The organism is Phaeovulum sp. (assembly GCF_041596715.1).
Taxonomy (GTDB): domain Bacteria; phylum Pseudomonadota; class Alphaproteobacteria; order Rhodobacterales; family Rhodobacteraceae; genus UBA6213.
In genome coordinates, this window is the sequence record NZ_JBFHIA010000119.1 from 1 (window position 1) to 9,080 (window position 9,080).

Annotated in this window: 3 protein-coding genes; all 3 read left to right on the top strand. The window is 62.6% G+C overall.

Going from position 1 to position 9,080, the window contains the following annotated elements; all coding sequences use genetic code 11:
* The first annotated feature begins 18 nt into the window (after positions 1-18).
* A complete protein-coding gene (locus tag ABY403_RS09505) occupies positions 19-7,215 on the top strand; it encodes an SDR family NAD(P)-dependent oxidoreductase (protein WP_372840552.1) in 7,197 nt (2,398 codons plus the stop codon).
* The gene (locus ABY403_RS09510; protein WP_372840553.1) at positions 7,212-8,576 is read left to right on the top strand and encodes an aminotransferase class I/II-fold pyridoxal phosphate-dependent enzyme; all 1,365 of its coding nucleotides are present in this window, start codon (positions 7,212-7,214) and stop codon (positions 8,574-8,576) included. Before ABY403_RS09505 ends, ABY403_RS09510 begins: the two co-directional genes overlap by 4 nt.
* Positions 8,577-8,610: 34 nt before the next feature.
* On the top strand, positions 8,611-9,080 hold a 470-nt coding region (locus ABY403_RS09515), incomplete at its 3' end, for a hypothetical protein (RefSeq protein WP_372840554.1).

Genomic DNA, 9,080 nt, shown 5'->3' on the forward strand with positions numbered 1-9,080 from the left:
TATACTTTCGCGGCGGGTGTGGTTGACGAGATCTGGCAGTTCGATCCCGAAGTGTTTGGCATATCGCCGCGCGAAGCGGGTCAGATGGATCCGCAGCAGCGCATGCTTTTGAACGTCACATGGGAGGCGCTCGAGGATGCGGGCATCCCGCCGCGCAGCCTCGCGGGCAAGTCTGTCGGGGTTTTCGTCGGAAGTTCGGCGCTGTCCTACGCGGCGCGGCTGTCGCAAGATGCCTCGCTTACTGACGCCTATATGATGACCGGCAACACGCTGGCCTTGGTTTCAAACCGCATATCGCATGTGCTCGATCTGCGCGGGCCGTCGATGACCGTTGATACGGCCTGCTCGTCATCCTTGTTCGCACTGAAACTTGCCGAAGACGCGCTATTGTCGGGCGAGATCGACACGGCGATTGTTGCGGGCGTCAACGCATTGCTGGATCCAACCCCGTTTGTGGGGTTTTCAGCTGCGCGCATGATGTCGCAAAAAGGGCGGTGCCAGCCGTTTTCAGCGACGGCCGATGGATATGTGCGCGCCGAAGGCGCCGTCGCCTTTGTGCTAGAGCGCAAGACCCGCAAAATGCTCGGCCTACGCCAGCCTTATGCCGCCTTGGTCGCGGTTGAGACCAATTCGGATGGGCGCACCGTCAACGTTGCGCTTCCCTCGGTTGAAGGGCAAGCGGCGCTGTTGCAGCGCGTCTATGACCGCGCCAAGGTTGACCCGGAAGATCTGCTGTTTGTCGAGGCGCATGGCACCGGCACACTTGCAGGAGATCCGGTTGAGGCGATGGCGCTTGGGCAGGTTTTGGGCCAGCGGCGCAGCACGCCGCTGCCGATCGGGTCGATCAAATCGAACATCGGCCATCTGGAACCCGCGTCAGGTGCTGCGGGTATGCTCAAGGCCTTGCTGGCGCTTGAACGGGGCACGCTACCCGCGTCGTTGCACGCCGACGTGCTGAACCCTGCAATCGCCTTTGACGAGTTGAACTTGAAAGTGGCGCAGCAGAACGTGCCGCTACCAAAGCGCGATGGGCGCAGTTTTGCAGGCGTTAGCTCGTTTGGCTTTGGCGGCGCGAATGCGCACGCGATTCTCGAGGCGGTGGAGCCTTTGCCGGCCAAGGCCACGCGGCGCGCGAATGGGGGCGGTGTTCCGATCCTGTTCATGTCCGCCTTTTCGCCCGAGTCGCTGAACCGCACCGTGGGCAACTACAAGCGTATGATCGGTGCGGAACGAGAACCTTCGACAATTGCCGAACTCTGTGCAGAAGCCGCGCGTTTTCGTGGCGTCTATCCGCATCGCATTGCTGTTGTGTGCGACACCGCCGATGCGGCGCTGGCCGCGTTGCGCAACGCAGAAACAGGGGCCTCGGATCCGAGGGTGCTGCAAGCCCAAAGCGATTTGACCGATGCGCCTGCGGTTTTCGTGTTCTCTGGAAACGGGTCGCAATACGCCGGCATGTCGATTGCCGCTCTGGCATCTGACGCGCCCTACGCGCGAGAGATGAGAAAGATTGACCGCGCCTACAAGCGCATCGCGGGCTGGTCGATCATCGAGATGCTGCATCACCCCGATCTTAAAGAGAGGATTCAAGAAGCTGAGGTGGCGCAACCGCTGCTGTTTGCCGACCAAATGGCAACTGTCGCGGCGCTGGCGGCCCACGGGCTGCGACCTGCGGCGGTAATGGGCCATTCCGGGGGCGAGGTGGCAGCGGCTTGTGCATCGGGCGCACTTACCTTGCAGGACGCGCTCGAACTTAACTATCAAAGATCGCAGGCGCTTCAGCGGCTGCGCGGTCGCGGCACCATGGCGGCGGTTCAGGCACCCGTCGAGCAAGTGGTTGACGCCATCACCGAGTTCGGCGGCGGCATCGAGATTGCCGCAGTGAACAGCCCGCGAAGTGTTACGTTGGTGGGCGAGCGTGAGAAGCTCAATAGTTTTCTGCGCCATGTGCGACGTTCCATGCGTTGGGCCGCGGTGCCATTGGCGATCGATTTTCCCTTTCACGGCTCAGCGGTCGATGAGGTAACAGGAAGCTTGCGCGAGGCGATCGCCGGGCTTGTGCCCGGCAGGGCCGAGGTTCCGTTTGTTTCCAGCGTCAGCGCCCAGCTCTGCGATGGGTCCGAACTTGATGCAGATTACTGGTGTGCCAACGTTCGCCGCCCGGTCATGTACGCCGATGCGATCGAAACGCTCAAAGGCATGGGGTTCAAAGCCTTTTTGGAAATTGGCGCGGCGCCTGTTTTGGGCAAATACACCGAGGATTGCCTGAGCGGTGGCAACAGATCTGTGGTGCTGCCAAGTTTCGAGATGCGCGATACGGCCGCTGTGAACCCCGTGGCGCGCGTGCTGGCGCGCGCTATGGTCAATGGGCTGAAGCTAAATCTGAAGCAGCTTTTGCCCGAACCAAGCCAGCATCGGCGCGATCTTCCGCAGTATAGCTGGACCGGTGCTGAAATCCGCATTGATCGCACGCCGATGGTGTTGAATCGTTTTGGCAACGATGCCGACAGCCACCCGCTGCTTGGCCGCGAAGAGGGGCTTGGGGCAGGGGTCTGGTTATCTGAAATAGATCAGCATCTGGCACCGGCCTTCGTTGATCACCGTGTGGGCGGCAGGGTCGTTGCACCGGGCACGGCGCTTGCCGAAATGGCACTGGCCGCGGCACGCGCGACGCTGGCAAGCGACCACGTTGAAATCCGTGATGCCGACATCGTGGCACCCGTGTTGCTAGCCCGTGATGCGCTTTACGAGTTGCACACCCGCGTCGCGCCGGATCAGACGGGGCTGCGCATCAGCGGGCAGCGCCGTGGCTCCGCGGGCGCTGCGCGGTTGCATTTGTCTACGCGCTTTTCGCACGCCTCGCTGGACCGGCTTTCCGAGCCTGCACCAGACCCCGCCTTGCGCCCCAAAGACCGCCGCGGCGCGCCGCTTTATGCCGCAGCCCGCCGTATCGGGTTGGACTATGGGCCGGGATTCACGCTTGTCGAGCGTGTGCGCCGCTGTGCGGACGGTTCGTTTGAGGTTTTTCTGCGTGAATCCAAACAGATTGGCGGGTCCGACAATCCAACATTGCTCGATGTGATCGGCGCAGATGCGGTTTTTCATGCGCTTGTCGCGGCGCTTGAAGACAGCGCGATCGCGCGCAACGCCTTGGGCTATGTGCCAATCCATATCGCTCGCTTGGTGCTGATTAAGCCTTACGCCAAGGTCGCCTCGGCGCGGTTGCGCATAGCGCGCATCGGGCAGCGATCCGTGCTCGCGTCATTTGCGCTTTACGACACTGCAGGCGAGGGCGTGGCGCTGCTTGAAGGCGTGCGCTTTCACGCGATACGGCTTTTGCGAGAGGCAGATCTTTCGCATCACGCCTTCCGCCAGATCGGCGTTGCACAGACCCCGGCGGGCTGTGCCGCGTCCGCGCTAACGACTGAAAAAATACAGACTATCGCCTCAGAAAGCGGGTTCGCGGGGGCGGAAAACGCCTTCTTCCTTATCGAAGCCGCAGCGCAATCGATCGTTGCCGAGCTGCTTCGAACCAAGGCGGACGTAGAGGGTGTCGTGACCCTGCCCGAAACGGCGCAGGCGCGCTATCTGGCGCAATTGATCGACATTGGCATCCGCGCCGACGTGTTGACCCCCTTGCCACACGGCTGGCGGCTGACCGAAGCGGGCGAGGCAAGTGATCCAGAGCCGCTCTTGAAGCTATTGCGAAGCGAGTATCCATGGCTTGCCACCGAGACCTCGTTGCTCGGTCATGCGCGCGTCACGCTTCCGGGGCTTTTGGCGCGCAATGACGCCTTGCCCTCAGCGCAAGAGCATTTTGGGCGCGATGCGCTGGCAAACCTGCATGACGGATCGATTTTCGAGCGTTGGCAGGTTGCTGTGCTGGTCAAGGCGGCGCTGCACCTTGCCGCAAACTGGCCAGAGGGCCGCGCGCTGCGCATTGCCGAACTATCTGACGGCGCACCAAGGATTCTGCCGCAACTCTTGCAAGATCTGCCAAGCGATAAGGCGATTTTCTTTGATATTGTCGTACCAACGGTAGACGAACCCGGGGCGGTTGTGCATCTGCCCCTTGATCGCGTCACAACGCTCGCGGCTGAGGCCGAGGCAGTCAAGGCCGCCGGGCCATTTGACCTGGTGCTATCGGCGGGCGTTCTGAACCGAATTGCAGCGCCGCAACCGATCGTGTCGTTACTTGGCGCTGCGCTGAGTTCACGTGGCCAATTACTGGCCGCGGAACCGGGGCCATCAGATTTCGCAGACCTCGTGCACGGGTTCGACCCGGAATGGTTCGTTGCGGATGCATCGCCTTTGGAGCCTGTTTCACGTCGCTATTCCGACGAAGATTTGTTGAGCTTGTCGCGCGGCGCGATGCTGACAGAGTCGATGACAGTGCCGCTTTCAGACGGATGCGGGGTGGCAAGCCTGCTTTTGGCACGCGCCCCCCTGCGTGAGGTCGCAGCACCAGTAGAAGACGTTGATGCGCGCGCGGCGGTTGCTGCGCTGCTTGCGCCCAAGGCGGCCGCTTTGCCGCAAGACCAGATCGCGGCGCTGCACGTGTTGCGCACCGAGGGCGCGCTTACGCGTCTTTGGGTGGCGTTTGATCGCACGGGTGGGAACGACGATCCGGTTGCACGCATGTCCGCGCGCCTGCTTGCGTTGAAAGACCTCGCGGCAGAAGCCGTGGCCGAGAACCGCCGCCTTGTGGCCTTGGTGCCCGGCGGCAGCGGCTTGGCCGATGGCACGGCCGACCCCGGACAGACCGGGATCTGGGCGGCACTGCGCACGGTTGCCAACGAATATGCCGGGATTTCATTGGTAAGTTACGATCTTGCCGATGGGCTTGCGCCCGAGGAAGCGGCGGCGCGGATTGCCGCGCTGGAAGCAAACCCGGGGCCAGAGACAGAGTTGATCTTGCGCCGCACAGGCGATGCCGCACTGCGCGTGGTGCACGGCGTCAGCGCCGGGCCCTTGGCGCAACAGTCGGGCGAAACGCGGCAGCGACTGGTTGCGCCGGCATCGGGCAAGCTCGATGATCTGACGTGGCTCAGCGAGCCGCGCCTCGCGCCCAAAGAGGGAGAGGTCGAGATCGCCGTGGCGGCGACCGGCTTGAACTACCGCGATGTGATGTGGTCGATGGGTCTCTTGCCCGAAGAGGCGCTGGAAAGCGGATTTGCCGGGCCGACCCTTGGTATCGAATGTGCCGGCACCGTGCTGCGCACCGGGCCCGGCGTCACGCGGCTACAGCCCGGCGACCGGGTCTTGGCCTTCGGGCCGTCATGTTTTGCAACGCATATGGTCATGCGCGAAGACATGGCCGCCGTGCTGCCCGATGGGCTGGATCTAGAGGCGGCGACGACCGTGCCGGTGGCGTTTTTCACAGCGTGGTATGCGCTGGTGACACTTGCAGACCTGCAACCGGGCGACACGGTGCTGATCCACGGCGGCAGCGGCGGGGTCGGGCTTGCCGCCATTCAGATCGCTCAGCATCGCGGCGCGCGTGTCATCGCCACGGCGGGGACGCCGGTAAAACGCTCGTTCCTGCGCGCTATGGGGGTTGAACATGTGTTCGACAGCCGCAGCCTCGACTTTGCGCAACAGGTCTTGGCGCTGACGGGCGGGCGCGGTGTTGATGCGGTGCTGAACTCGCTTGCGGGCGAGGCGATGGAGCGCAGCCTGAACCTGCTGGCCCCGTTCGGCCATTTCCTCGAACTCGGCAAACAAGACTTTTACGCCAATACCGCGGTTGGCCTGCGCCCGCTGAAAAAGAACATCGCCTATCACGGCATCGACGTTGACGAATTGATGGCGGTTCGCCCTGCCAAGGCAAAGGCGGTCTTTGCTGAAGTGATGGCCGTGTTCCGCCAACAGGCGCTCAAGCCGTTGCCGCTGCGCATTTTCGATGGCGAAAGCGTTGTCGATGCCTTCCGGCTGATGCAGAAATCCGGCCATATCGGCAAGATCGTGGTGCGCCCACCGGGCGTAGAAAGTGCCGCGGCCCGGCCAATCACGCGGGCTTTGACCGTTGATCGCACTGGCTGGCATCTGGTGGTTGGCGGGCTTGGCGGGCTCGGGGTCGAGATCGCGGCATGGTTGGTCGATGGCGGCGCGCGTGCCATCGCACTGATGGGGCGGCGCACCGAAACATCGCCCGATGTAGCCCGACGTATCGCAGAGTGGCGTGCCGAAGGGGTCGATATAGAACTTGTCGCCTGCGATGTAGCCGACCCAGAGGCGTTGGAGGCAGCACTTTCCACCTTGCGCGCCCGCCGTCCGCTGATCAGCGTGCTCCATTCTGCGATGGTGCTGGAAGACATGCAGATGAAAGCGCTAAGCGCCGAGGCGCTGGCGCGCACTTTGCCCGCCAAAATTGCGGGGGCGCGCAATCTTGACCGCCTGACGCGGCAGGACAAGCTTGACCATTTCGTGCTCTTTTCTTCGATCGCCACGCTAATCGGCAACCACGGCCAGTCTGCCTATGTCGCGGCAAACGGCTATCAGGAAGGGTTGGTTCGCCAGCGCCGCGCCGAAGGTCTGCCGGGGCTTGCCATCGGCTGGGGGCCCGTCAGCGACGTGGGCTACCTTGCACGCGATAAGGACAAGGCGGTTCTGGTGCAACGGATGTCGGGCAATGTGGAGTTTTCCAGCCTGCAATTGACGCGAGCACTCGAACGCGTTCTGCAATTTGGCGAGGTGTCAGACCCCGTCGTGCATGTCACCACCATGGGATGGACGGCCGCTTCGGCAACCCTCGCAACCTTGTCAGCGCCCAGCCACCATTTGCTCAAGATGCTTGGTCGGCGAAGCGATATTGAACTAGGTGACGAAGACATGCGCGCCGCCTTGATCGGTATGCCTGCCGCCAAGGCAGAGGAAAAGCTGACCGCCTATTTGGTCGAAAAGATCGCGCATATCCTGCAAGTTGGCGAAAAAGCGGTGAACACAACCAAGCCTATGAAAGATCTGGGCATCGACTCGTTGATGGGCGTGGAACTTGCGCTGACGCTTCAAGACGGCTTGGGCGAAGATATCCCGGTCAGTTCGGTTTCCGAGGCGCTTAGTATCGGCGAGGTCGCGCATCTTATCATCGCGCATCTGCATGGCGATCCAGACGAGGCGGCAGCGCAAATCGATGGCGCAAGGCTTGCCGCGCAGCATCTGCTCATCGCGGCAGAACCCGCGGCGGCAAGCTCGGGCGAAGAAGCGGCGGAATGAGCATGAACGACGAAACCACCGAACGCGCAATTGCACAGGCACGGCAGGCACAGGCGCGGCGCAAGGGGCGCGGCAATCCGCAGCAGGGCGCGGCCAACACGGCTTGGCCCAAGGCCGTGTCATTCGATCAGTTGCCCGACTACAAGATGATCGAGCGGCTGCGGTGGGCCAGCGAAACGGTCGGTTTCGCAAACCCCTACTTCCGGCTTCACGAAGGGCACGCAGGGCTGCGCACCGTGATCGACGGGCGCGAGTCACTGAACTTTGCCTCGTATGATTATGCCGGTTTGAACGCCGATCCGCGCACTGCCGCCGCGGCCAAGGATGCGATCGACCGCTACGGCGTTTCGCCCTCGGGCAGCCGGCTGGTTTCGGGGGCGCGCCCGGTGCATCTGGCGCTCGAAGCGGCCTTGGCGCAGCACTACAGCACCGCCGCGGCCATCTGTTTTGTATCGGGCCATTCGACCAACGCCTCGACGATCGGCTGCCTGATGGGCGAAAGCGATTTGATCGTGCAGGACGCGTTGGTGCACAACAGCCTGCAAGTTGGCGCCAAGCTTTCGGGGGCCGCGCGGCGCAGTTTTGCCCATAATGACATGGCCGCTCTTGAAGCGCTGCTGATCGAAAACCGCGCCCGGTATCGCAATGCGCTTATTGTGGTCGAAGGCCATTACTCGATGGATGGCGACACGCCACCACTGCCGCAACTTATTGCCTTAAAACAAAAATATGGCTGCTGGTTGATGGTGGATGAGGCCCATGCGCTTGGTTGCGTCGGGGCGACGGGCAAGGGGGTATTCGAACTTTACGGCGTCGATCCGGCCGAAGTCGATATCTGGATGGGCACATTGTCGAAAACCCTCGCGGCAACGGGCGGCTATATCGCGGGCAGCACGGCGCTGATTGAATTGCTGATGGGCAATGCCTCTGGCTATGTCTATTCGGTGGCGCTGGCACCGGCGCTGGCGGCCTCGGCGCTGACGGCACTGGAACTGCTGGAGTCTGAGCCGTGGCGCGCGCAAAAGCTTCAGCAAAACACCGCGTTTTTTATTGAAACCGCAAGGGCCGCGGGGCTCGATACCGGCGCGGCCGAGCCGTTTTCCATCGTGCCCGTCATGGTGGGCGACTCTGCGCTGGCAGCCAAACTTTCAGAACGGCTTCTGGCGCGCGGGATCAATGCCCTGCCGGTGATCTTTCCCGCTGTGCCGATGCAAGCTGCGCGTTTGCGCTTTTTCCTGACGGCGCTGCACGAACCAGAACATATCGTTGCCGCCGTCGATGCCACGCGCGAGGAATTGCAGCGACTGCACGATGAGCGTTTCGGCAGTGCCATTTCTCCAACCTTGCTGGATCTGCGATGATGCGGCGCCATGCTAGCTGCGGCTGGAATGCAGCATGAAACTCGACACTACCGAGCCTAGTTTCAGCGGCGCGGTGATAGCGCGCGAACGGGCCGAGGCGGGCCATTCGTCATCCGCGTTTCTGGATGCCGCCCTGATTGGGATACCCGCAACTGCGGTGCATGTGTTGCAACCAATCCTTACGCCCTTCCTTGGGGCACCAGAGGCGCTTTATTTCGGCCCCGAGGCGGCATGGCCAGAAATCGGCATCTCCGGGTCCTTGCGCCTGTCAGAGGCTGGACGTTGCAGCACGGACGCCTATTTCAACGCCTTTTTCCTTGATTTCTGGCGCGCGCACACGTCCCTGACGCGGCTGGGTGTGGTCTGTCACGCACAGGGCGCGCTCACGCTGCGGGCCATCGTGCACCTTGCCAACGGGCGGCGCGAGGTTTTGGCCGAATGGCACCACAAGGGGCAGGGCGCGGAGGCACCCTATTGGCTTTGGTCCCGTGCGGGCGAGGTGGA

Bases quoted from the DNA above. Each gene is read 5' to 3' on its own strand.
- ABY403_RS09510 (WP_372840553.1), top strand. From the start codon at position 7,212: ATGAGCATGAACGACGAAACCACCGAACGCGCAATTGCACAGGCACGG.